Genomic DNA, 22,728 nt, shown 5'->3' on the forward strand with positions numbered 1-22,728 from the left:
CCGGTGTGACCATCGGCTGATCCGATCAGGGGACCTGAGGGACTGTCATGGCCGCGCTCCGCGAAGAAGGTTGCAGAGCGTGAACTAGGCTCCCGTTGAGTGAGCCGAGAGTGCGTGCCGGTGTTGCGCGTGTGTGAGACGGGAGCGTGGCCCGTGGCGGATCAGGCAGTGGAGACGGACGGCGTGCCGCTGTCGGGCCACGCTGCGACGGAGGGCCAGTTCCTGGGCCGGACCAGGGAGTTGAAGGAACTGCGCGCCGACATCGAGCGCGTCGGCCTCGACACCCTGGTCGGCAAGAAGGCCCCCCGCGCGCGGGTGCTGCTCATCGCCGGCCGGCCGGGCTCGGGGCGCACCGCGCTCGCCGAGGAACTCGTCCGCCAGGTCGCCGACCGTTACCGGGACGGCGTCCTGCGGGTCCGGCTCGCCGAGCCGGACGGCACGCCCGTACCGGTCGAGCGGGCCGCCCGCGACCTGCTCGCCGAGCTGGAGGTCGAGGCGCCCGCCGGAGCCGATCAGGACGACCTCTCCGCGCTGCTGCGGGACGCGCTCGCCGAGCGCCGTACGCTGCTGCTGCTCGATGACGCGCCGGGCGCCGAGCAGGTGGACGCGCTGCTGCCGGACAACCCGGAGTGCCTGGTCGTCGCGGTGTCCGGGGGGCCGTTGACGGGGATCGCCGATGTGCGGCCGTGCACGCTGGGCGGGATGGACACCAAGTCGGCGCTGGACCTGCTGACGCGGTCGACCGGGTCGGTGCGGGTGACCGTCGATCCGCGCTCGGCGGAGGGGCTCGTCGAGGTGTGCCAGGGGCAGCCCGCCGCGCTGGTCCTGGCCGGGGGATGGCTCGCCGCGCGGCCCATGGCGGCCGTCGCCGACCTCGCCAAGCACCTGCGCGCCGAGGGCGACGAGGGGACGCCGCTGAGCCGGGTCTTCCGGCTCGTGCACGCGGGACTGCCGGCGCCGGCCGCGCGGATACTGCGACTGCTGAGCCTCGCCCCCGCCGGGCTCGTCGACCCGCACACCGCCTCCGCGCTGGCCGGCTGCTCGATCGGCGCCGCCCGCACCACCCTGGACGACCTGACCGCCCACGGCCTGCTGCACGCGGTGGACTCACCGCTCCCGCAGTACGAGGTCCCCGGCTGTCTGTACCCCCTGCTGAAGGCCGCCGCCGAGACCCACGACCGCCCGGCCGAACTGCACCTGGCCCGCGCGCGCATGCTGGAGCGCACGGTCCGCCTCCTCCAGTCCTGCCGCGCGGTCACCGAACCCGAGAACCCGCAGGCCCGCGCCCGCCTCCAGGGCCTGCCACGCGCCCTGCGCTTCCCCAGCCAGCGGGCGGCCGGCGACTGGCTCAGGCTGCGCCGCCCGGCCCTGCTCGCCTCGGCCCGCCTCGCGGTCGCCGACGGCGAACTCGACACCCTGGCACGCCGGTTGATGTCCCAGTTCGTGCGCGCGATGGTCGCCCACTTCGGCACCCGGGCCGCCGCCCCCGACCTGTACGGCGTCCACCACCTCGTCCTGGACGTCGCCGAGCGCCGCGCCCTCCCGCGCGAGCGCGCCGCCGCCCTGCTGAACCTCGCCGACGTCGACGCGAGCACCGGCCGCACCGAGGAGGCCCTCACCCGCTACCGGGCCGCCCTCGACGCCGGGCGCGAGGCGAACGACCCGTACGCGACCGGCCGGGCCATGGAGTCGATCGGCGGCGCCCACCTCGAACTCGGGGACTTCGAGCGGGCCGCCGACTGGTACGGCCGCGCGCTGGCCCAGCGGCTCGCCCGGGACGAACGCGCCGACGCCGCACGCCTGTACGGCCGTATCGCCACCGCGCAGACGTACGCCGGCCGGTACGGGGAGGCGCAGCGGGCGTGGCGGGCGTCGGCCGCCGGGCACCGGAAGAACGGGGACGTGGGGGCGCACGCGCGGGCGCTCAGTGAGCTGGCGCGGGTGCAGGAGTACGCGGGGCGGCCCGAGGAGTCGCTGCGGACCTGCCAGGAGGCGGTGGAGTGGGCGCGGCGGGCGGAGGACGGGCGCCTCCAGGCCGCGCTGCAACTGCGGCTCGCCGACACGCTGGAGCACCTCGGCGACCCGGCGGCGGCCCGTGTGCACCGGGCGGCGGCCGACCGGATGCTGGCCGAGGAGGGCCCCAGCCGTGAATCCGAGGTGGAACACCGCGCTAGCGCCTACGAAATCCGTGGCGCTTCGGCCGAAGATTGATGCTTTGAAAGGCTGGACACCGGGAACACCTTCATTAGACTGGCTCTGTCGTACCACTGGTGCGACATATCCCGGTATACGCATATGTATACGTCCCTTGAGTCGAGGACCGTGATCGACGTGAAGGTCGGCATCCCCCGCGAGGTCAAGAACAACGAGTTCCGGGTGGCCATCACCCCCGCCGGCGTCCACGAGCTGGTGCGCCACGGCCACCAGGTCGTCATCGAGCGCGGCGCGGGCGTCGGGTCCTCGATCCCGGACGAGGAGTACGTCGCGGCCGGCGCCGCGATCCTGGACACGGCGGACGAGGTGTGGGGCAGCGCCGACCTGCTGCTCAAGGTCAAGGAGCCGGTCGCCGAGGAGTACCACCGGCTGCGCAAGGACCAGACGCTCTTCACCTACCTGCACCTGGCCGCGTCCAAGGAGTGCACGGACGCGCTGGTCGCCTCCGGCACCACCGCGATCGCCTACGAGACGGTCGAACTCCCGGGCCGCGCACTGCCGTTGCTCGCACCCATGTCCGAGGTCGCGGGACGGCTCGCCCCCCAGGTCGGCGCCTACCACCTGATGCGCTCGGCCGGCGGACGCGGTGTCCTGCCCGGCGGGGTGCCGGGGACCCAGCCCGCCAAGGCCGTCGTCATCGGCGGCGGCGTCTCCGGCTGGAACGCGACACAGATCGCGATCGGACTCGGCTTCCACGTCACGCTGCTGGACCGGGACATCCACAAACTCCGCGAGGCCGACAAGGTGTTCGGCACCCAGGTGCGGGCCATCATGTCCAACTCCTTCGAACTGGAGAAGGCCGTCCTCGACGCCGACCTCGTCGTCGGCGCGGTCCTCATCCCGGGCGCGAAGGCGCCGAAGCTGGTCACCAACGAGCTGGTGGCCCGCATGAAGCCGGGAAGTGTCCTTGTCGACATCGCGATCGATCAGGGCGGCTGCTTCGAGGACTCCCGGCCCACCACCCACGCCGAACCGACGTTCACCGTCCACGAGTCGGTGTTCTACTGCGTCGCCAACATGCCCGGCGCGGTCCCCAACACCTCGACGTACGCGCTCACCAACGCGACCCTCCCGTACATCGTCGAACTCGCCGACCACGGCTGGGCCGAGGCGCTGCGCCGCGACCCCGCGCTCGCCAAGGGGCTCAACACCCATGACGGCAAGGTCGTTTACCGCGAGGTCGCCGAGGCGCACGGCCTGGAGCACGTCGAACTGACGTCGCTGCTGGGCTGATCGGCCGCGCCTGATCGGCCAAGCTCAAGTCACCGTTTCATAAAGGCGATACGTCAACAAGACGCGTCAACGACGCACAGCGGGCCGGGCCTTGTCCATAAGGTCCGGCCCAATGTGTGTATGGTCACTTTGCGATGCTCGGTCAACTCGCCGCGAACGTAACCCTTCGACCGATTCGCACACCGGTGAAACCTGCTGTGCGACGGCCGTACGCCCTTGACAGCGTCATGTTTCTTTGCCGACACATCCGGCCGGGTCCGGCGGATTGTGTTGCTGCGAACGGCCGACACGCCATAGAGTCGCCAACCGTCGGCATGGTGCCACGCTGACCTGTCTAGAAATTCCCTGGTCACCAAGGAGGTAAGACGACTTGTGAATGAGTCGACATTTTCTCCCGGGGGTGGTCGAGCAGGAACGCCTGTCCGGGGCCGGAGCCCTGAGGGAACCACCGAGGCTGTCGGCTCCGTCGCTGTGCGCACTTTCGCAGCCCACCAGAGTCCGCAGACCCTGCGGACAGCACACCAGAGCATGGATGGCCATCACGTGAACGCCATGGCCGGCGACGGAAGTGGCACGCCCCACAACCACTTCGCCGACTACGACGAACTGCCCGACGGGCACTTCTACGATCCCGACGCCGAATACGAGCCCGACCCCGAGTACGCGGCCACGCTCGCGCCCGACGCCGCACGCCAGCGTCGCGAGCGCGTCGGCCCGACCGGGCGGCCGCTGCCGTACTTCCCGATCCCGGGCCCGCTGACCGATCACGGACCCGCGACGATCATCGCGATGTGTAACCAGAAGGGCGGCGTCGGCAAGACCACGTCGACCATCAACCTGGGTGCCGCGCTCGCGGAGTACGGCCGACGGGTCCTGCTCGTGGACTTCGACCCGCAGGGCGCGCTGTCGGTCGGTCTCGGCGTCAACCCCATGGAGCTCGACCTCACGGTCTACAACCTGCTCATGGAGCGGGGCATGTCGGCCGACGAGGTCCTGCTCAAGACCGCGGTCCCCAACATGGACCTGCTGCCGAGCAACATCGACCTGTCGGCGGCCGAGGTCCAGCTCGTCTCCGAGGTCGCGCGCGAGTCGACCCTCCAGCGGGCACTGAAGCCGCTGATGGACGACTACGACTACATCGTCATCGACTGCCAGCCCTCGCTGGGCCTGCTCACGGTGAACGCGCTCACGGCCGCCCACAAGGTGATCGTCCCGCTGGAGTGCGAGTTCTTCGCGCTGCGCGGGGTCGCGCTGCTCACCGAGACCATCGAGAAGGTGCAGGAGCGTCTCAACCCCGAACTGGAGCTGGACGGCATCCTCGCGACGATGTACGACTCGCGCACCGTCCACAGCCGTGAGGTGCTCGCGCGCGTCGTCGAGGCGTTCGACGACCACGTCTACCACACGGTGATCGGGCGGACCGTCCGCTTCCCGGAGACCACGGTCGCGGGCGAGCCGATCACCACGTACGCGTCCAACTCCGTCGGCGCCGCCGCCTACCGTCAGCTCGCCAGGGAGGTGCTCGCCCGGTGTCACGCCGAGTGAGTCTGCCGGGGGCCGACGAACTCTTCCGCACGACAGGGGGAACGGCGCTCCAGCCGTCCACTCCCCGGCGGCCCGGCGAGGGCCGGGTGCCGGGACAGGCGGGTGAGAGCGAGACGGCGAGCGGCGCCGCCGAGGACGTGCCGCTCGCCGTGCCCGCGCAGGGCGGGGACGGCGACGGGGCCGAACACGTCGCCACCGACGCCGGCCAGGGCAACGGGGGCGAGTCCCGCAGCAGGGGCGAGCCGCAGCCGGGCGCGCGGCGGGCGCAGGAAGGTTCTGTCACCGCCGCCGGGCCCGCCGACGCCGAGCCGCGCAAACGGGGCCGGGCCGCAGCCCGCCGCCCCTCCGGGCGCGAACGGCACGACGAGAAGATCACCGTGTACGTCTCCGCCGAGGAACTGATGGACCTGGAGCACGCGCGCCTCGTCCTGCGCGGCGAGCACGGCCTCGCCGTCGACCGCGGCCGCATCGTCCGCGAAGCGGTCGCCGTCGTCCTCGCCGACCTGGAGTCCCGCGGGGACGCGAGCATCCTCGTACGCCGGTTGCGGGGGCGTTAGGGGTACCTTCGGGGGCTATGACCTCGCACGACACGTCTCCTGCCACCGGTGCCCCGGTCGGCCGCCGACGCGCACTGGGCCGGGGGCCGGGCGCCGGGGAGGAGACGGTCCCGGAGGTGCCGGCCGCGCCCGAGCCCGAGGCCGAGGCTGTCCCCGACGGGGTCTTCAAGGTCCGGCTCGCCAACTTCGAGGGCCCCTTCGACCTGCTGCTCCAGCTCATCGCCAAGCACAAGCTGGACGTCACCGAGGTCGCGCTCTCCAAGGTCACCGACGAGTTCATGGCGCACATCAGGGCGATGGGCCCGGACTGGGACCTGGACCAGACCACCGAGTTCCTCGTCGTCGCCGCGACGCTGCTCGACCTCAAAGCCGCGCGGCTGCTGCCCGCCGCCGAGATCGAGGACGAGGCCGACCTCGCGCTCCTTGAGGCGCGGGACCTGCTGTTCGCGCGGCTGCTCCAGTACCGGGCGTACAAACAGATCGCCGACATCCTCAACCACCGGCTGGACGTCGAGGGGCGCCGCTACCCCCGTACCGTCGGCCTGGAGGCGCACCACGCCGAGCTGCTGCCCGAGGTCGTCATCAGCATCGGGGCGGAAGGATTCGCCAGGCTCGCCGTGAAGGCGATGCAGCCGAGGCCCAGGCCCCAGGTGTACGTCGACCACATCCACGCGCCGCTGGTGAGCGTCCAGGAGCAGGCGGGGCTGGTCGTCGCCCGGCTCAAGGAACTCGGCGAGGCGAGCTTCCGGGTGCTGGTGGCGGACACCGAGGACACCCTGACCGTCGTCGCCCGGTTCCTCGCGCTGCTGGAGCTGTACCGCGACAAGGCGGTGGAGCTGGACCAGGAGACGGCGCTCGGGGACCTGATCGTGCGGTGGACCGGCGGGGACGCCGCCGTGGCGGTGACCGACGAGTTCGACCGGCCGGCCTCCGACCGGCCGACCGAGGAGGAGGAGACGTGAGCGAGGACGTCGCGGAGCTGGACCTCAAGCCGGCCCTGGAGGCCGTCCTCATGGTCGTGGACGAACCGGCGACCGAGGAGCACCTCGCGAAGATCCTCCAGCGGCCCCGTCGGCAGATCGGGGACGCGCTCAGGGAGCTGGCCGACGAGTACACGGCACAGGGCAGGGGATTCGAGCTGAGGACCGTCGCGGGGGGCTGGCGCTACTACACGCGGCCCGCCTACTCGGCGGCCGTGGAGGGCTTCGTCCTGGACGGCCAGCACGCCCGGCTCACCCAGGCGGCCCTGGAGACGCTGGCGGTCGTCGCCTACCGCCAGCCGGTCAGCCGCAGCCGGGTCTCCGCGGTGCGCGGGGTGAACTGCGACGGCGTGATGCGCACCCTGCTCCAGCGGGGCCTGGTCGAGGAGACGGGCACGGAACCCGAAACAGGTGCGATCCTGTATGCGACGACGAACTACTTCCTGGAGCGGATGGGCCTGCGCGGTCTGGACGAGCTTCCGGAACTCGCGCCCTTCCTCCCGGAGGCGGAGGCGATCGAGGCCGAGACGCAGGAGGGCGTTCCGTCGTTCGATCCGGACGCTCCGGATTCCGAGGACGCAGACGACAAGACGGAACTTTGATGCGAAGCAGCAGCGGCAGGAACAGCAGCGGAAACAACGGCGGGAGCCGTGGTGGCAACAGCGGCGGCCGCGGCGGGAACAGCGGGGGTCGCGGCAACTACCGCGGCGCCGGCAACAACCGCGACGACAACCAGGGCGGCCGGCCGAAGAAGCCCCGCCCCGAGGAGCGGCGCTACGACGTGGGCCCCGGCGCCTCCCCGGAGGGCCCCAAGTCGGGGCGCGGCGCCTCGGCGCGCGGCGGCGCCAAGGGCGGCCCGAAGCAGTCGTCGGGCAGCAGCGGCCGTGGCCGCTGGGCGCCGGCGACCTCGCGTGAGTACGACGCGCGCGCGGAGGAGCGCAACCGGGAGCGGTACGCGGGCAAGAAGGACGTGAAGCTCCCCAAGACCTTCCCGGGTGCCGAGCAGGAGGGCGAGCGGCTGCAGAAGATCCTCGCGCGCGCGGGCTACGGCTCGCGGCGGGCCTGCGAGGAGCTGATCGAGCAGGCGCGCGTGGAGGTCAACGGCGAGATCGTCCTGGAGCAGGGCAAGCGCGTCGACCCCGAGAAGGACGAGGTCCGCGTCGACGGGCTGACGGTCGCGACGCAGTCGTACCAGTTCTTCTCGCTGAACAAGCCCGCCGGTGTCGTCTCCACGATGGAGGACAACGAGGGCCGCCAGTGCCTCGGCGACTACGTCACCAACCGTGAGACGCGCCTGTTCCACGTGGGCCGGCTCGACACGGAGACCGAGGGCGTCATCCTGCTCACCAACCACGGCGAGCTGGCGCACCGCCTGACCCACCCGCGGTACGGCGTGAAGAAGGTCTACCTCGCGCACATCGTCGGCCCGATCCCGCGCGACCTGGGCAAGCAGCTCAAGGACGGCATCCAGCTGGAGGACGGGTACGCCCGCGCGGACCACTTCCGGGTCGTCGAGCAGACCGGCAAGAACTACCTGGTCGAGGTCACGCTCCACGAGGGCCGCAAGCACATCGTGCGGCGGATGCTCGCCGAGGCGGGCTTCCCGGTGGACAAGCTGGTGCGGGTCGCCTTCGGCCCGATCACCCTCGGCGACCAGAAGTCGGGCTGGCTGCGGCGGCTGTCCAACACCGAGGTGGGCATGCTGATGCAGGAGGTCGACCTCTAGAAGGCGGCTGTACGGCTCTGTGGCGGCCGATCCCGGGCTCTCCGGGATCGGCCGTCGCCGTGTCCGGGAACGGGTCTCCTGGGGGCGTTGAGAGCTTTCGGGGGTTCCGTGGAGGGCTGGTGCCGGTCGCGGCCAGGGTCTTGTCCGCACCCGGCACGCTGCTTATGGTCGAGGTGACCATAAAGGCGGGGGTGGCGGTGAACGGCTACGACAAGCACGCGCACGAACCCTTCGCCGTGACCGTCGACCTCGCCGTGCTCACCCTGTCCGCGGGCGCCCTGCACGTCCTGCTCGTCGAACGGGGCCAGGAGCCGTACGCCGGACGGTGGGCGCTGCCCGGCGGGTTCGTGCTGCCCGAGGAGTCCGCCGAACAGGCCGCCCGGCGCGAACTCGCCGAGGAGACCGGGCTCGGCCACGTCACCGGGCTGCACCTGGAGCAGCTGCGCACCTACAGCGAACCCGGCCGCGACCCCCGGATGCGGGTCGTCTCCGTCGCCTTCGCCGCCCTCGTCCCCGGCGCCCCGACGCCGCACGGCGGGGGCGACGCCGTCCAGGCCCGCTGGACGCCGTACGACACGGCCGGGCCGCTCGCCTTCGACCACGACCGGATCCTCGCCGACGCGCGCGAACGCGTGGGCGCCAAGTTCGAGTACACGTGCCTCGCCACCGCGTTCTGCCCGCCCGAGTTCACCCTCGGCGAGCTCCAGCGCGTCTACGAGACCGTCTGGGGCACCGGCCTCGACCGGCCCAACTTCCGCCGCAAGGTCCTCGCCACCCCCGGCTTCGTCGAACCGGCCCGCGCGGGCGCCGCCCGGCTCACCGGAGGGCGCGGCAAACCCGCCGCCCTCTACCGCGCGGGCACGGCCACCGCGCTCCACCCGCCGCTCGTCCGGCCCTCCACAGAAGGACGTCCCTCATGAGTTTCACCGTGCACAAGCGCGCCGCCTCCGGGGCCCTCATGGGGCTGGCGCTGGGGGACGCCCTCGGCTTCCCCACCGAGTTCAACGACGTCCCGCAGATCGTCGCCAAGTTCGGGCCCTGGCGGAAGATGCCGCTGCCCGCGCGGGCGATCGTCTCCGACGACACCCAGATGACGCTGGCCCTCGCGCGCGGGCTGCGCTCCGCCATGGACCGGGGCGTCCTCGCACCGCTGCGGCTGGAGCGGCCCGTGCGCGAGGAGTTCGTGAACTGGTACCACTCCCCGGACAACAACCGCGCCCCCGGCCGGACCTGCCTCAGGGCCTGCGAGCTGCTGGGCGACCCCGAGCGGCACTGGCAGGACGCCAGCCAGATCGACTCCAAGGGATGCGGCGCCAACATGCGCGTCGCCCCCATCGGACTCGCCCCCGGACTCAGCGACGAACAGCGCGCGGGCGCCGCCCAGCTCCAGGCCGCCCTCACCCACGGCCACCCCACCGGGCTCGCCGCCTCTGACCTCACCGCGCACGCGGTACGGCTCCTCGCGCAGGGGACCCGGCCAGGTGTGCTGATCGGCCTCCTGCGCGCGTACGCGCTGGCGAACCGGTCCAAGTACCGGCGGGACTGGCTGGGTGACCTGTGGACCCGCAGCCAGGACCCCGGCCCGGAGCACTTCATCGCGCGCGGGTGGGACGAGTGCCTCGCTGTCCTGGACCGGCTGGAAGCGGCGCTGCTGGACCCCGACCCGGAGGCCGACCCCTGCCTCGCCACCGGCGCCGGGTGGATCGCCGAGGAGGCCCTCGCGACAGGGCTGTACTGCTTCCTGCTGTTCCCCGAGGAGCCGCTCACCGCGCTGCGCAGGGCCGCCTGCTCCTCGGGGGACTCCGACTCCATCGCCTGTCTGACCGGGGCCTTCGCGGGGGCCTGGCTGGGGATCGACGCGTGGCCCACCGAGTGGGCGGACCGGATCGAGTACGGGAGTGAGCTGGTGACGCTCGGGGCGCTGTGGGACGCGTGAAGTGACGGGGTGGCGCGCGCGTGAGAGGGCTCCTCACGCGCGCGTGTGAGTTCACGCCAGGGTGATCGTGTCGCCCTTGACCGTGATCTCCTTCGCGGGCAGCGGGCGCGGGGCCGGGCCGCCCTTCACCGCGCCGTCCGCGATGCCGAACCTGCTCTGGTGGCAGGGGCAGTCGATCGTGCCGTCCGCCACCTTGGCCACCGTGCAGCCCTGATGGGTGCAGACCGCCGAGAACGCCTTGAACTCGCCCTTCACCGGCTGGGTGACCACCACCTTCTGGTCCTTGAAGACCTTGCCGCCGCCCACCGGGATGTCGGAGGTCTTCGCCAGGTCCGTGGCGCCGGACGTGCTGTCCGAGGAACTGTCGTTGCTGCCGTCGGCGTCGTCGGAGCCGCCACAGGCTGCCGTGAGCGCCACCGCGCTCGTCGTCATCAGGGACGTCAGGAGGACCGTGCGGCGGGTCGTGGGGAGCGTCATGCGCGTCATCCTGGCACCGGCGGGCGGCGACGAGAAGCAACCGGGACGGAGTGGCACAAAGGCGTCGGACGTCTCAGGGGGCGGGCGGACGCGCCGTTGTCAGTGGGGCTGATTACGCTGGGTGGTCCAGAGGCGAGGCGTACGGAGACAGCGAGGAGCGGTGGCGTGGCGGTACGAGCGGTCCGGGGGGCCGTCCAGTTGGACGAGGACGACGCCGGGGAGATGGAGCGGCGGGTCGGGGAGCTGCTCGCGGCCGTCCTGGAGCGCAACGACCTCGCCGTCGACGACCTGATCAGCATCTGGTTCACCGCGACGCCCGACCTGCACAGCGACTTCCCGGCCGCCGCCGCCCGCAAGATCGGGATCGTCGACGTGCCGCTGATCTGCGCGCAGGAACTCGACATCACCGGGGCCATGCCCCGCGTCGTCCGGCTCCTCGCGCATGTCGAGTCCCCGCGTGCGCGGGCCGACATCGCCCACGTCTACCTCGGTGCCGCCGCCGGGCTGCGGAAGGACATCGCCCAGTGAGGACCGCGCTCGTCATCGGGACCGGGCTCATCGGGACGTCCGTCGCCATGGCCCTCGTCCAGCGGGGGGTCGTCGTCCATCTCGCCGACCACGATCCGGAGCAGGCCCGGACGGCCGCCGCGCTCGGGGCCGGGACCGACGAGGCGCCCGAGGGGGTCGTCGACCTCGCCGTCGTCGCGGCGCCGCCCGCGCATGTCGCCCGGGTGCTCGCGGACGCCATGCGGCGCGAGGTCGCCTACGGGTATCTCGACGTCGCCAGTGTCAAGGGCGGGCCCCGGCGGGAGCTGGAGGCCACCGGGGTCGATCTGGCCCGGTATCTCGGGACGCATCCCATGTCCGGGCGGGAGAAGTCCGGGCCGCTCGCCGCGTCCGCGGAGTTGTTCGAGGGGCGGCCGTGGGTGCTCACGCCCACGCGGGACACCGAGACCGAGGTGCTCAATCTCGCGCTGGAGCTGGTGTCCCACTGCCGGGCCGTGCCGGTCGTCATGGACGCCGACGCCCACGACCGGGCCGTCGCGCTCGTCTCCCACATGCCCCATATCGTGTCCAGCCTGGTCGCCGCTCGGCTGGAGCATGCCGAGGAGTCCGCCGTGCGGCTGTCCGGCGGGGGGATCCGGGACGTTACGCGGATCGCCGGGTCCGATCCCCGGATGTGGATCGACATCCTGTCCGCGAACCCTGGGCCTGTGGCCGAGCTGCTGTCCGATGTCGCCGCCGATCTCGACGAGGCGGTGCGGGCGTTGCGGGCCGTGGAGTCCGGGGACGTCGATCGGCGGAAGGCGGGGGTCGCCGGGATCGAGGATGTGCTGCGGCGGGGCAATGCCGGGCAGGTTCGGGTGCCGGGCAAGCACGGGGCCGGGCATCGGGTGTACGAGGTGGTCGCCGTGCTCATCGACGATCAGCCGGGGCAGCTGGCGCGGATCTTCGCCGATGCGGGGCGGGCCGGGGTGAACATCGAGGACGTGCGGATCGAGCATGCGACGGGGCAGCAGGCCGGGCTGGTGCAGCTGATGGTGGAGCCCAAGGCCGCGCCGGTGCTGTCGGCGGCTCTGCGGGAGCGGGGCTGGGGGGTCCGGCAGTAGTCTCCTCGACCCCGCCAGGGGCTCCGCCCTTGGACCCCGTCCGGCCCCGGAAGGGCCTCGTCCTCAAACGCCGGACGGGCTGGTAGTGAGTACCCAGTAACCTTGTGCGGGGCGTTCTTGTCGTCCCCGATTCCCAGCACCATGCACCAGGAAGGTGTCTCCCCGTGGAAAACGGCGCCGCTCGGCCTGTGATCGTCGCTATTGACGGTCCCTCCGGCACCGGGAAGTCGAGTACGTCGAAGGCTGTGGCCGGGGAGCTCGGGCTGAGTTACTTGGACACCGGGGCCCAGTACCGGGCGATCACCTGGTGGATGGTGAGCAACGGGGTCGATGTCGAGGACGCCGATGCCGTCGCCGCTGCCGCCGGGAAGCCGGTGATCGTGTCGGGGACGGATCCGGCGGGGCCGACGATTCATGTGGACGGGGTGGACGTCGCCGGGCCCATCCGGACGCAGGACGTGACGTCCAAGGTCAGTGCCGTGAGCGCGGTGCCCGAGGTGCGTGCCCGGATCACCGAGTTGCAGCGGTCCATCGCCGCCGGCGCGGAGAAGGGGATCGTCGTCGAGGGGCGGGACATCGGGACGACCGTCCTGCCGGACGCCGATCTGAAGATCTTCCTCACCGCGTCCGCCGAGGCCAGGGCCGCCCGGCGCAGCGGTGAGCTGGGCCAGGGCACCGACGTCGCCGCGACGCGCGAGGCGCTGGTCAAGCGGGACGCGGCGGACTCCAGCCGCAAGACCTCGCCGCTCGCGAAGGCGGCCGACGCGGTCGAGGTGGACACCACGGAGCTGACGCTGACGCAGGTCATCGAGTGTGTCGTGACCCTCGTCGAGGAGAAGCGGGCGGGGAAGTGAGCACGCAGCCCGCCCGGTGGTCGCAGCGCCTGGCGCCGGCCGCGTCCTCCACCCCCTCGGAGAGGGGCGCCGAGGTCGGCCGGCGGATCGGCGTCGGCCTCATGTACGGCCTGTGGAAGCCCCGTGTGCTCGGCTCCTGGCGGGTCCCGGCCGCCGGCCCCGTCATCTTCGCCGTGAACCACTCGCACAACATCGACGGTCCGATGGTGATGGGTGTTGCCCCGAGGCCCACGCACTTCCTGATCAAGAAGGAAGCGTTCATCGGCCCCCTCGACCCCTTCCTCCTGCGGATCGGCCAGCTCAAGGTGGACCGCGAGTCCACCGACCGGGGCGCCGTCACGCAGGCCCTGGACGTCCTGAAGAACGGCGGCGTCCTCGGGATCTTCCCCGAGGGCAGCCGGGGCGAGGGCGACTTCGCGGCGCTGCGGGCGGGCCTCGCCTACTTCGCCGTACGCGGGAACGCGCCGATCGTCCCCGTGGCCGTGCTGGGAAGTTCCGAGCGCCGGGGACGGTTGGTCAAGGGGCTGCCGCCGCTGCGGTCGCGGGTGGACGTCGTCTTCGGGGACCCCTTCGACGCGAGCGACGGCACCGGCCGTCGTACCCGCAAGGCTCTCGACGAGGCCACGGAACGTATCCAGAAGCAGCTGACAGCGCACCTGGAAAACGCGAAGCGCCTCACCGGGCGTTAAGCGACACTTAGTAGTGGATCAGCCCATAACGGAGGGTCCACCGATCACCACGATGAACGAGGTACGGAACTTCATGAACGACGACAACCACTCCGAGCACGGAGCGCTCGGCGATGCCGAGTACGCGGAGTTCATGGAGCTCGCCGCGGAAGAGGGCTTCGACGTCGAGGACGTCGAAGGGGCCATCGAGGAGGCGGGGCACGGGCCGCTGCCGGTGCTGGCCGTGGTCGGGCGCCCGAACGTCGGCAAGTCGACGCTGGTCAACCGGATCATCGGCCGCCGCGAGGCCGTCGTGGAGGACAAGCCGGGGGTGACCCGGGACCGTGTGACGTACGAGGCCGAGTGGGCCGGGCGGCGCTTCAAGGTCGTCGACACCGGCGGCTGGGAGCAGGACGTCCTCGGCATCGACGCCTCGGTGGCCGCGCAGGCGGAGTACGCGATCGAGGCGGCCGACGCGGTCGTCTTCGTCGTGGACGCCAAGGTCGGCGCGACGGACACCGACGAGGCCGTCGTACGGCTGCTGCGCAAGGCCGGGAAGCCGGTCGTGCTGTGCGCCAACAAGGTGGACGGGCAGAGCGGCGAGGCGGACGCCTCGTACCTGTGGTCGCTGGGTCTCGGCGAGCCGCACCCGGTCTCCGCGCTGCACGGCCGCGGTACCGGCGACATGCTGGACTCCGTCCTGGAGGCGCTCCCGGAGGCGCCGGAGCAGTCCTTCGGCACGGCCGTCGGCGGTCCCCGGCGGATCGCGCTGATCGGGCGCCCGAACGTCGGCAAGTCCTCGCTGCTGAACAAGGTGGCGAACGAGGAGCGCGTCGTCGTCAACGAGATCGCGGGCACGACCCGTGACCCGGTCGACGAGCTGATCGAACTCGGCGGCGTCGTCTGGAAGTTCGTCGACACCGCGGGTATCCGCAAGCGCGTCCACCTCCAGCAGGGCGCCGACTACTACGCCTCGCTGCGCACCGCCGCCGCCGTCGAGAAGGCCGAGGTGGCGGTCATCCTCATCGACGCCGCCGACTCCATCTCCGTACAGGACCAGCGGATCGTCACGATGGCCGTCGAGGCGGGCCGCGCGATCGTCGTCGCCTACAACAAGTGGGACACCCTCGACGAGGAGCGCCGCTACTACCTGGAGCGGGAGATCGAGACGGAGCTCGGGCAGATCGCCTGGGCGCCGCGGGTGAACGTCTCGGCGCGCACCGGGCGGCACATGGAGAAGCTGGTCCCGGCGATCGAGACGGCGCTCGCGGGCTGGGAGACGCGGGTGCCGACCGGCCGGCTGAACGCGTTCCTCGGCGAGCTGGTCTCCGCGCACCCGCACCCGATCCGCGGCGGCAAGCAGCCCCGCATCCTCTTCGGCACCCAGGCCGGCACCAAGCCGCCGCGCTTCGTGCTCTTCGCCTCCGGCTTCATCGAGGCGGGCTACCGCCGCTTCATCGAACGCCGGCTGCGCGAGGAGTTCGGCTTCGAGGGCACGCCGATCCATATCTCGGTGCGCGTGCGCGAGAAGCGCGGCAAGAAGAAGTGAGCGGTACGTGAGAAAGGGCGGCTCCTTCGGGAGCCGCCCTTTCTCAGTACCCCCTGCGCGGGCCCGGTGGCAGCGCCGCCGGGATGTGCTGCATGCCCTGGTACTGGTACGACGGCTGCTGCTGCCCCAGCGTCCCCACCCGCTGCCACTGCCCCTGCTGCCGCGCGCTCTGGGCGCCCGCGCTGTAGGCGCTGTAGCCGCCGTACGAGCCCGCGTAGCCCCCGGCGTACCCGCCGCCCGCCCCGGGCCCGCTCCCGAACGCCGTGAACCCCAGCTCCTCCTCCCCGCTCCGGTCGCCCGGCAGCGCCCGGAAGGACTTCACGTACTCGGCGTAGAGCGCGTCGTAGATCGGGGTGGCCGACTGCGTGTCCTGTCCGGGGCGGGCGGACGGGATCGCGGGGTAGGACGGCCACAGAGACGGTTCGTATGTGTGCACGTCAGTCCCAACGACCCGGGTGGGCAAGGGATGCGGTGGGGGAGGTGTGACCCGGGTGAGGGTCACGTGCCCGCCAGCGGCAGGGCCGCGGCCACCAGACGGCCGTTCGCGGCGGCCTTGTCGAGCGCGTCGCGCAGCAGGTCCTCGCGGGGCTGGCGGCCGATCGAGCCGACCGGCGCCGCGAACATCAGCACCTGCTGGTGCTTGTTGGCGGCGGCCCGCCAGCTGTCGGTGACCTGGAGCGGCTGGTGCGCCTGCCACCAGGCCGCCGGCTGACCGCCGCCCGGACCGGGCTGGAGGATCGCGTGGAGCTGGCCGACGGCGAGCAGCACCGACCAGCCGTGGCGCACCGGCGGCACCTCGGTGATCTGGCCGACCGGCTGGAAGCCCTGCTCGACGAGGAGCGGCAGGAAGTCGTCCCCGGCGCCCGTGGAGCCGGGGCGGGCGATCGGCGCGGTCGGCTCGACGACCAGCGCGGGGTGCAACTCCCCGGCGATCAGGACGAGTCCGCTGGTCACCCCGAGCACCGCCTGCTCCGGTACGGCCTTGGCGGGCTCGGCGTCGCCGCCGATGGAGCGGACGGCGCCCTGGAGCTGCTCCTCGGTCACCTGGACGACCTGGGAGGGCAGGCAGCCGGCGTGGGCGAAGGCGAGGACGGCGGTCTCGTCGCCGATGAACAGGACGGTGCTGGTGCGCTCGTGCTCGGAGTCGCCCGGAGTGCGGCAGGACGTGCAGTCGTAGCTGCCGGGGGCGTTGTCTCCGGTGAGCAGCCGGTCGGCTTCTTCGTCGCCGATCTCGGTGCGTACCTCGTCGCTGACGTCGAGCATGCGCGGCACGGTGGCTCCCTCGGGATGCGGTGCTGTGGCGGGCCGGGTGGGTCCCCGGCTCATTCAGACTCAACGGGCGAGCTGTGGTGGGAGTCACGCACTTGTGAGGACTGAACCGGGCCGCTCGACGAGGTCGGTCACTTTGGGGTCGGATTCGAACACGGGCAGTCAAGTAACGGGTGGGTCACGGGCGTTGGTTCCGTGAGGTGACTCACAGGGCGCTCTGGTTCATGGTCGACAGATCGTGAAATGAGGTGATGTAAAGGCCGTTCAATCCTCTTTGTTACCACCGGTAATGCCTAACTGGCCTGCGGAAACAGGGAGTTGGTTGCTAACGGCTCGTCAGGACTCCTAGATTCCTCCGCCGGTGCACAGAGCACCACCCGGAACCTGTGCGGCGACCGCGCTGAGACAGACAGCGCGCCGAAGCATCACGTCGGCGCACAGGGGGCGGAACGCCATATCGACGTCCGTACGTGGATAGCGTCCCGCTCGTCAGGGGGAATCCGGGTCCGTAGAGAGGGAACCACATGTCCGAGTGTGCCGATAACACCCGCCGCACCCGCACGACCGCTGTCCTCGCCGGGGCAGCGCTCCTCGCCCCCCTCGGTCTGCTGGCCACAAGCGGCAACGCCGCCGCGGCCGACAGCGGGGTGTGGGACCGGATCGCGCAGTGCGAGAGCGGCGGCGACTGGCACATCAACACCGGCAACGGCTACTACGGGGGCCTGCAGTTCTCGGCCTCCACCTGGCGTGCCTACGGCGGGACCGCGTACGCGTCCACCGCCGACCAGGCGTCCAGGGCCCAGCAGATCGCCGTCGCCACCAAGGTCCAGCGCGGACAGGGCTGGGGCGCCTGGCCCGTGTGCTCGTCCCGCGCCGGGGCCTACGGCAGTGCGCCCAACTCCGGGTCGGGATCCGGGTCCTCGGGATCGGGGTCATCCAACTCCGGCTCCGGTTCGGTGAAGAAGTACAAGAGCGAGAGCTCGTACAAGAAGAGCTCCGCCAGGAAGGGCTCGTCCGGCGAGAGTTCGCGCAAGAACTCGGCGCCCGAGCGCTCCACCGGGAACACCGCGCGAGGCACCGTCCGGGCGACGCCGGGCGCCAACTACACCGTGCGCGCGGGTGACACGCTCAGCGGCATCGCCGAGCGCAACGGGACGACCTGGGGCCGGCTGTACTCCGCCAACAAGGCCGTCATCGGGGGCAACCCCGACCTGATCATGCCGGGACAGCGGCTGCTCGTCTGAGCCGTCGTCACGTCCTCGGGGCCGGGCCCCATCCGGTGAGCCGACCGGGTGGGGCCCCCGCCGTCGTCCGGCACGGCTGGGCGGAGGGGTACGGGGACGCTGTCTACGGTGACGCGATGTTCCTCGTGCCCTTGCTCACGGCCCTGCTGCCGCTCCTCGCCGCCCCGCCGCCCCCGCTGCCCGGGCCCGCGCGGGCGCCCGTCTCCTACGACTGCGCCCGCGACCGGTGGCCCTGGTCCTGTGTCGCCGACTGCGAGAGCGGGGGGCGCTGGGACGCGAACACCGGCAACGGGTACTACGGCGGGCTCCAGTTCTGGGCGCCCACCTGGAAGGAGTTCGGCGGGCTCGCGTACGCGCCGCGCGCCGACCTCGCGACCCGGGAGCAGCAGATCGCCGTCGCGCGGGAGGTGCTCGCGCTCCAGGGGTGGGAGGCGTGGCCCGCGTGCGCCGCGCGGTACCGGCTCCAGGGGCGGACGTACATCGTGGCCGCCGGGGACACGCTCTCCGGGATCGCCGCCAAGTACCGCGTCAAGGGCGGGTGGAAGGCGCTGTACCAGGCCAACAAGGACGTGGTGGGCGACCGTCCGGACCGGCTCAACCCCGGCACGTTCCTCGCGCTGCCTCGGTCCGGGGCGCGGGAACGTCCGCCGGCCGTCTTCGGACCGCCCCTGACGTAGGTGCCGGTTCGGTCTCGCTGTGGCTCAAGTGGCTGTCGTGCAGCGGGGATTGACTGCAAGATGCCTTCTGGCAGCCGACGTCGAACACATGGTGGTGCATCAGATGGCTCTCAGGAACGGCACCCGGCGCGTGGCCGGAGCAGCCGCCGCGTCCGCGCTCCTTCTCGCGCTCTCCGCGTGCAGTCACGACCCCGACGACAAGCTGCCCCGCTTCACGCCCTCGCCGTCCCCCTCGTCCTCCCGGCCCACGGCACCCGCCGACACGGCCGCCGCGGAACAGTCCATCCGCGCCAACTGGACCAAGTTCTTCGCGCCCGGGACAACCACCGCCCAGAGACAGAACCTCCTGGAGAACGGCAAGCTCCTCGCGGGCGCCCTCCAGACGTACGAGGCGGCCGGCACCGTCGACATCAAGGGGATCACCTTCGCCTCGGACAAGCGGGCCACCGTCAGCTACACCCTGACGAACGGCACGGCCGCGCCGAAGAACGCGACCGGCACGTCCGTCGAACAGGCGGGGGTGTGGAAGGTCTCCGCGAGCACCCTGTGCGCCCTGCCGAAGCCCGAGAAGGCGACTCCGCCCGCGGCCGGGGTGTGCTGAGGGGCGGTGTGGAGGAGGTGTGTATTTCCTATGGCCCGTCAGATCGTCATGGTGAGGTCGTGAGGGGAATGCGCCAGGCGGCCGGAAACGAATCCGGCGGCGCTTTTCGGGTGGATTTCCGGAGGGCTGTCGGGGGGTGCGGGAATTGCGTTCGAATACGTCCGGAACTCGGCCGGATCCGCTCGTACGTGTGACGGACGGGGATCGAAACGCGACACGTGATCCTGTGACGGAAGTGTGACCAGAAGCGGGAACTCGGGCTTCCCGCACCCCGATCCGGGGGCCTAGCGTGGCGCTATGGCACCGATTCCCCCTCCCGCCGAGGAGCCCCAGGACAACCCCGAGGACTACGTGGGCCTCACGACCGAGGACGCCGAACAGCGCGCCCGGCAACGGGGGTGGTCGACCGTCAGGTCCCTGCCGCCCGGCGCGATCATCACCATGGAGTACCGCGTGGGCCGCCTCAACTTCGAGGTCCACGAGGGCTGTGTGGCCCGCGCCTGGAAAGGCTGAGACGCGGTACGACGACGGCGCCGGCCCAGTTCGAGGAACTTGGGCCGGCGCCGTCGTCGTAGGGCTCCGGGTGTGCGTACCGGTGCTTCTCAGGTGCCGGGGCGGGCCGCCGAGGCCGTCGTACCGCGGGGCAGCCGGTCGGCGTGCGGCGGGCGGCGGCTGCCGGCCGGGGTGACCGGGGTGCGTTCGGCGCGGGTGGTGTGCGGGCCGGGGGCCAGGTAGGCCGGGGATCTCGGCGGGCGGGGGGCGCCCACCGGGGCCTTCTTCAGGTCGACGACCTGGCGGGGGGCGGCGAGGGAGACGGGCACGGTGACCGGCGCGGGCCGGACCGCCGTACTGCGGCGCTCCCGCCAGCGGTCGCGCAGGCCCAGGAGCCAGCTCTCGGCGCGCGCGATGAGGGGTTCGCACCAGGGGAGCGCGAGCAGGATCAGCAGGCCGGCGGCCCAGCCGAGCAGGACGTCGCTCAGCCAGTGGGTGCCGAGGTAGACGGTGGAGAGGCCGACGCCCAGCGAGGTGACCGCGGAGATCGCGGACAGCCAGCGGCGGGCTCGCGGGGTGGAGGCCAGATAGGCCAGGATGCCCCAGGTCACCACGGCGTTCGCGGTGTGGCCGCTGGGAAATATATCGCCGCCGAGCCCCATCTCGGCCGAGCCGATCGTGGTCGCGTAGTGCGGTCCGAGGCGGCCCATGCCGATCTTGGCGGCGCCGACGGTGATGTTCAGCAGCAGCAGGGAGGCGCCCAGGGTGAGCAGCGGGCGCAGGGTGTGCTGCCGCCAGGAGCGCCAGCCGAGCCAGGCGGAGACCATCACCGCGGTCGGGCCGCGCTGGCCGAGCACCACGTAGTAGTCCACGAACCAGTGGATCTCCGGCCACTGCTGGTACGGCCGGAAGAACATGACCTGCCAGTCGAACCGGACCAGCCACGACGTGGTGACGACGAGCCATACGATCGCCAGGTAGAAGGCGAGGGTCCCGGCGAACAACCCGACCCGGTGCCGGCTCATCTCCGGCACGCCGATGTGAGCCGGCCGCTCCGGCTCACGGTCCAGCCTGGCGAACATGCGGTCCAGGCGGGAGAGGTTTCGTTCGGTACGCACCCAATCGACGTTACAGCGAGTGAGTGTGGATGCTCTGCGAATCCACGGCTTTGTGATGACGATGTGATGTGGGATTCCTCTCAGGGAGGGGCTTATTTCCTGGGAATCCACTATGAGGCCCCGCCCTTGCCTGCAATTCGCTTGATCATTTTAGGTGGCGGTTTATCGTCGTTTATGAATTCGTTCACCGGGCGATGGGGCGGAATTCGCTCCGTGCTCATAGCGGTGTCCGGCGGCCGGGACAAGGGAGAGGTGACGATTGGCTCGAACCGGCCATATCGGGTGGACACGTCAACGAAGCCCTCGCCAGCATGGGCGCCGATCACGTTGTCCGGAGAACGGAGAGGGGATGATCAAGGCTTGTTACGGGGGGCACGAGCACTCGACCTGGGGTCGGTGGACGTCGTCGACGTGAGTCGTCTGGCGTCCGGCAGATGGCGATCCACGAGACCGGTACGGGGCTCTGACCAGGTCCTGTGCTCGGTGGTGTTCGCCCGGCGGGGAGAGCTGAGGGTGACCCAGGCCGATCGCGAAGCGGTTCTGGGGACACGGGACTTCGCGCTCTGCGAGGACGCCCGGCCCTTCAGCGTACGGACCGGCGGCCATCAGGCCGCCACAGCGGTACGGGCCCGGGTGCCCCGCGCGATGCTGCCGTTGCCGCCCCGACGGCACGACCGGCTGCTGGTGACCCGGCTGTCCGGGCAGGAAGGGGTGGGGGCGCTGTTCGCGCAGTTCCTCGACGGGGCGACCGCCGACTGCCCGTCCTATCGGCCCGCCGATGTCGTCCGGCTGGGCGCGGTGGGCCTGGACCTGCTCGTCGCGGCGCTCGCCCACCATCTCGACACCGACGCCCAGGAGCCGGCCGCGTCTCCTCGGCGCACCCTGCTCCTGCGCATCGAGGTGTTCATCCGCGAGCACCTGCGCGATCCCGGCCTGTCCACCCAGGCCATCGCCGAGGCGCACCACATCTCCGTCAGCTACCTGCACCGGCTCTTCCAGGCCAACGGTGTGACGGTCACGGAGCTGATCCGCGGCCGGCGCCTGGAGGGCACCCGCCGGGACCTCGCCGACCCGGGGCTGCGGGACGTCGCGGTCCACCAGATCGCGGCCCGCTGGGGCTTCAAGGGGCACGCGGCGTTCTCCCGCACCTTCCGCGCCGCGTACGGGGTGGCGCCCGGGGAGTATCGCCGCCGGGCCTTGGGGGCGGGGGCCGGGGCGTAGAAAAACTGCGTGTCTGTCCGCGATGCGCCGCGGACAGACACGCAGTGGTCCTGGCTCTGCTGTCAGCCGGCCCAGGTCGCCGTGTCGCAGTACGAGTCGCCGCTGGTCTGGTGCAGGCAGATCTTGAACGTGTACGCGGTGCCCTCCACCAGGTCGTAGACGCCGCCGTCGCTGGCCCGCACGGTCTTGGAGGTGCCGGTACCGCCGGCCTGGACGGTGTAGCGCGTCGTCCCGTTCGGGTTGTAGACGAACAGCTTGGCGGCGTACCCGTCCGCCTCCAGGTCGTCGACTCTGACGATGTCGCCGTTGCGGGTGAACTGGACCCGGCCGCCGGGGTCGCCGTCATTGGTGTGCATCTCGTGGTCCACGGCGAGAGCCGGGCTGCCGGCCATGAGCAGGAGGCCCACGGCCGCGATCGGCGTTCCCACGAACGTGACGATCTTTCGTGCTCGCATACGTACTCCTCTTCGAGGCGATCGCGTGGTCAGGGCGCCGAACCTGCCGGCGCCCTCCTGCTCCGCAAGCCTTTCGTGATCGCCGAGGGGAGTCGTTAGCGGCATGTCGACGGCCCTGTGCGCGGTGTCGACACCCCGGCACGGCCGGGGAGTGGCCGGGGAGTGGCGGTGGAGTGACCGGGAAGTGGCATACGCCACACGTGTTCTCCGCGGCGTGTGAGAGGTCCGCCACTTGGAGCAGGCGCGAACTCGCGTACGCTGCGATGCACTCGCCGTTCGTCTGCGTGGGCCGGGGACGCCGC

At 71.6% G+C, this 22,728-nt stretch carries 24 protein-coding genes; 19 read left to right on the top strand and 5 right to left on the bottom strand.

The window, feature by feature from the left end; translation table 11 throughout:
• The first annotated feature begins 153 nt into the window (after window positions 1-153).
• From ACLZOT_RS46525 to ACLZOT_RS46565, 9 genes are all read left to right on the top strand, one after another.
• Window positions 154-2,211, top strand: coding sequence for a tetratricopeptide repeat protein (locus tag ACLZOT_RS46525; protein ID WP_416975339.1), 2,058 nt, complete (start codon window positions 154-156; stop codon window positions 2,209-2,211).
• 120 nt (window positions 2,212-2,331) lie between these two features.
• Complete coding sequence (gene ald, locus ACLZOT_RS46530) at window positions 2,332-3,447, top strand: alanine dehydrogenase (RefSeq protein WP_416975380.1); 1,116 nt, start codon at window positions 2,332-2,334, stop codon at window positions 3,445-3,447.
• Between the two features lie 552 nt (window positions 3,448-3,999).
• Entirely contained in the window at window positions 4,000-4,992 is a 993-nt protein-coding gene (locus ACLZOT_RS46535) for a ParA family protein (RefSeq protein ID WP_416975381.1), read from the top strand.
• Window positions 4,977-5,549, top strand: a complete 573-nt coding sequence (locus ACLZOT_RS46540) for a hypothetical protein (protein WP_416975340.1) — start codon at window positions 4,977-4,979, stop codon at window positions 5,547-5,549. Before ACLZOT_RS46535 ends, ACLZOT_RS46540 begins: the two co-directional genes overlap by 16 nt.
• 17 nt (window positions 5,550-5,566) lie before the next feature.
• Window positions 5,567-6,511, top strand: coding sequence for a segregation and condensation protein A (locus ACLZOT_RS46545; protein WP_416975341.1), 945 nt, complete (start codon window positions 5,567-5,569; stop codon window positions 6,509-6,511).
• Between the two features lie 50 nt (window positions 6,512-6,561).
• A complete protein-coding gene (gene scpB / locus ACLZOT_RS46550; protein ID WP_416975382.1) occupies window positions 6,562-7,131 on the top strand; it encodes an SMC-Scp complex subunit ScpB in 570 nt (189 codons plus the stop codon).
• Complete coding sequence (locus ACLZOT_RS46555; RefSeq protein WP_416975342.1) at window positions 7,131-8,255, top strand: pseudouridine synthase; 1,125 nt, start codon at window positions 7,131-7,133, stop codon at window positions 8,253-8,255. The genes scpB and ACLZOT_RS46555 overlap by 1 nt, the downstream gene beginning before the upstream one ends.
• A gap of 197 nt (window positions 8,256-8,452) precedes the next feature.
• Window positions 8,453-9,175: an NUDIX domain-containing protein gene (locus tag ACLZOT_RS46560; protein WP_416975383.1), complete on the top strand. Its 723-nt coding sequence runs from the start codon at window positions 8,453-8,455 to the stop codon at window positions 9,173-9,175.
• A complete protein-coding gene (locus ACLZOT_RS46565) occupies window positions 9,172-10,191 on the top strand; it encodes an ADP-ribosylglycohydrolase family protein (protein WP_416975343.1) in 1,020 nt (339 codons plus the stop codon). Before ACLZOT_RS46560 ends, ACLZOT_RS46565 begins: the two co-directional genes overlap by 4 nt.
• Window positions 10,192-10,242: 51 nt before the next feature.
• Here ACLZOT_RS46565 and ACLZOT_RS46570 read toward each other — a convergent pair whose 3' ends face one another.
• Window positions 10,243-10,668, bottom strand: a complete 426-nt coding sequence (locus ACLZOT_RS46570; RefSeq protein WP_416975344.1) for a Rieske (2Fe-2S) protein — start codon at window positions 10,666-10,668, stop codon at window positions 10,243-10,245.
• Between the two features lie 165 nt (window positions 10,669-10,833).
• Here ACLZOT_RS46570 and aroH point away from each other — a divergent pair, with 165 nt between their 5' ends.
• The 5 genes from aroH (at window position 10,834) to der (ending at window position 15,349) form a co-directional block, all read left to right on the top strand.
• Complete coding sequence (aroH, locus tag ACLZOT_RS46575; RefSeq protein ID WP_416975345.1) at window positions 10,834-11,196, top strand: chorismate mutase; 363 nt, start codon at window positions 10,834-10,836, stop codon at window positions 11,194-11,196.
• Window positions 11,193-12,278, top strand: coding sequence for a prephenate dehydrogenase (locus ACLZOT_RS46580; RefSeq protein WP_416975346.1), 1,086 nt, complete (start codon window positions 11,193-11,195; stop codon window positions 12,276-12,278). Before aroH ends, ACLZOT_RS46580 begins: the two co-directional genes overlap by 4 nt.
• A gap of 164 nt (window positions 12,279-12,442) precedes the next feature.
• Window positions 12,443-13,132, top strand: a complete 690-nt coding sequence (cmk, locus tag ACLZOT_RS46585; RefSeq protein ID WP_416975347.1) for a (d)CMP kinase — start codon at window positions 12,443-12,445, stop codon at window positions 13,130-13,132.
• Entirely contained in the window at window positions 13,090-13,821 is a 732-nt protein-coding gene (locus ACLZOT_RS46590; protein WP_416975348.1) for a lysophospholipid acyltransferase family protein, read from the top strand. The genes cmk and ACLZOT_RS46590 overlap by 43 nt, the downstream gene beginning before the upstream one ends.
• A 73-nt stretch (window positions 13,822-13,894) precedes the next feature.
• Entirely contained in the window at window positions 13,895-15,349 is a 1,455-nt protein-coding gene (gene der, locus ACLZOT_RS46595; protein ID WP_416975384.1) for a ribosome biogenesis GTPase Der, read from the top strand.
• Window positions 15,350-15,392: 43 nt separating this feature from the next.
• Here the strand turns inward: der and ACLZOT_RS46600 are convergent, their stop codons facing one another.
• Both ACLZOT_RS46600 and ACLZOT_RS46605 read right to left on the bottom strand, forming a co-directional pair.
• Window positions 15,393-15,785, bottom strand: coding sequence for a hypothetical protein (locus ACLZOT_RS46600; protein ID WP_416975349.1), 393 nt, complete (start codon window positions 15,783-15,785; stop codon window positions 15,393-15,395).
• 62 nt (window positions 15,786-15,847) lie between these two features.
• Complete coding sequence (locus tag ACLZOT_RS46605) at window positions 15,848-16,621, bottom strand: hypothetical protein (RefSeq protein ID WP_416975350.1); 774 nt, start codon at window positions 16,619-16,621, stop codon at window positions 15,848-15,850.
• A gap of 521 nt (window positions 16,622-17,142) precedes the next feature.
• On the opposite strand from ACLZOT_RS46605, the gene ACLZOT_RS46610 reads away from it, so the two are divergent.
• From ACLZOT_RS46610 to ACLZOT_RS46625, 4 genes are all read left to right on the top strand, one after another.
• Window positions 17,143-17,862 (top strand): transglycosylase family protein, encoded by a 720-nt coding sequence (locus ACLZOT_RS46610; protein WP_416975351.1) that lies wholly within the window; start codon window positions 17,143-17,145, stop codon window positions 17,860-17,862.
• A gap of 116 nt (window positions 17,863-17,978) precedes the next feature.
• Window positions 17,979-18,539 carry a transglycosylase family protein gene (locus ACLZOT_RS46615; RefSeq protein WP_416975352.1) on the top strand — a complete coding sequence of 187 codons (561 nt, stop codon included), beginning with the start codon at window positions 17,979-17,981 and terminating at the stop codon, window positions 18,537-18,539.
• A gap of 103 nt (window positions 18,540-18,642) precedes the next feature.
• Entirely contained in the window at window positions 18,643-19,140 is a 498-nt protein-coding gene (locus ACLZOT_RS46620) for a hypothetical protein (protein ID WP_416975353.1), read from the top strand.
• A 297-nt stretch (window positions 19,141-19,437) separates the two neighbouring features.
• Window positions 19,438-19,653, top strand: a complete 216-nt coding sequence (locus ACLZOT_RS46625; protein WP_416975354.1) for an I78 family peptidase inhibitor — start codon at window positions 19,438-19,440, stop codon at window positions 19,651-19,653.
• Window positions 19,654-19,742: 89 nt separating this feature from the next.
• Here ACLZOT_RS46625 and ACLZOT_RS46630 read toward each other — a convergent pair whose 3' ends face one another.
• Window positions 19,743-20,750, bottom strand: coding sequence for a phosphatase PAP2 family protein (locus tag ACLZOT_RS46630; protein ID WP_416975355.1), 1,008 nt, complete (start codon window positions 20,748-20,750; stop codon window positions 19,743-19,745).
• Between the two features lie 174 nt (window positions 20,751-20,924).
• Between ACLZOT_RS46630 and ACLZOT_RS46635 the strand changes: the two genes are divergently transcribed.
• Window positions 20,925-21,971, top strand: a complete 1,047-nt coding sequence (locus ACLZOT_RS46635) for a helix-turn-helix domain-containing protein (RefSeq protein WP_416975356.1) — start codon at window positions 20,925-20,927, stop codon at window positions 21,969-21,971.
• 62 nt (window positions 21,972-22,033) lie between these two features.
• Here the strand turns inward: ACLZOT_RS46635 and ACLZOT_RS46640 are convergent, their stop codons facing one another.
• Entirely contained in the window at window positions 22,034-22,426 is a 393-nt protein-coding gene (locus ACLZOT_RS46640; protein WP_416975357.1) for a hypothetical protein, read from the bottom strand.
• Window positions 22,427-22,728 lie beyond the last annotated feature (302 nt).

Origin of the sequence: Streptomyces sp. 4F14, from assembly GCF_048159485.1 — a bacterium.
Taxonomy (GTDB): domain Bacteria; phylum Actinomycetota; class Actinomycetes; order Streptomycetales; family Streptomycetaceae; genus Streptomyces.